The sequence below is a fragment of the Herbaspirillum lusitanum P6-12 genome (assembly GCF_000256565.1).
GTDB classification, from domain to species: Bacteria; Pseudomonadota; Gammaproteobacteria; order Burkholderiales; family Burkholderiaceae_D; genus Herbaspirillum; species Herbaspirillum lusitanum.
In genome coordinates, this window is the sequence record NZ_AJHH01000118.1 from 1 (window position 1) to 961 (window position 961).

1 protein-coding gene and 1 pseudogene are annotated in these 961 nt (G+C 61.8%); both read left to right on the forward strand.

What is annotated here, in order from left to right; all coding sequences use genetic code 11:
* Positions 1–234 precede the first annotated feature (234 nt).
* A complete protein-coding gene (locus HLUSI_RS33855; RefSeq protein ID WP_029363106.1) occupies positions 235–609 on the forward strand; it encodes a hypothetical protein in 375 nt (124 codons plus the stop codon).
* 11 nt (positions 610–620) lie between these two features.
* Positions 621–926, forward strand: a pseudogene (locus HLUSI_RS33860) (TolC family protein); the annotation flags it as partial.
* Positions 927–961 lie beyond the last annotated feature (35 nt).

The window sequence follows — 961 nt, forward strand, 5'->3', positions numbered from 1 at the left end:
CCCGGTCGTCCGAAGAAAGAACAACATCAGCAACGCAAACAAACAATCAAACACACCCAAATCCGAAACTGACAGAAATGTCATATTTCCGTCAGCCTCAAGTTGACCTCCTGTCTATAAAGTGAACATCGTAGAAAAAGGTGTCGACGGCCGTCCGCAATTTCCGCCCGTCAACATGTACATTTTGATCGCCAGCCCAATGCAATGCCGTCCACCATGCCGCCAAACCCACCCATGACAGCGACCACCAAATCGCCACCCCGCCCGACCGCATTCCAGCCAGCCCTGCTCTTGTCCGCCATCGCGACCGCCCTGCTGCTCGGCGGCTGCGCGGTCGGTCCTGACTACGTCCGCCCGCAACTCGACCTGCCCACCGCCTACAAGGAGCAAGGGCCATGGAAGAAGGCCGAGCCCGGCCAGATCGACAGCAACCAGCGCTGGTGGGAAGCCTATAACGACAGCGTGCTCAACGGCCTGATCGAACAAGCCAACCAGGCCAACCAGAATATCCGCCTTGCCGAAGCGCAATATCGCCAGGCCCAGGCCACCGCCGCCATCGCGGCGCGACGCGGGCGCAGACCAACAGCCCGACCGCCGGCAGCCGGTTGACCGACACCTATTCGGTCGGTCTCAATGCCTCGTGGGAAGCCGACATCTGGGGTCGCGTGCGACGCTCGGTGGAAAACGGCGACGCCGCCAGCCAGGCCAGCGCGGCCAGCCTGGGCGCGGCACGCCTGAGCATCCAGGCGACGCTGGCGCAGAATTACCTGCAATTGCGCGTGACCGATCTGCAAAAGGATTTGTATGCGCGCACCGTGGCTGCCTATACGCGCTCGTACCAGCTGACCCAACATCAATATGACGCGGGCGTGGCGCTGCGCTCCGATGTCGCACAGGCGGAAACGCAATTGCGCTCGGCGCAGGCGACTTCATGCCCTTGAGGTCTTCCGGCTTGTTGATC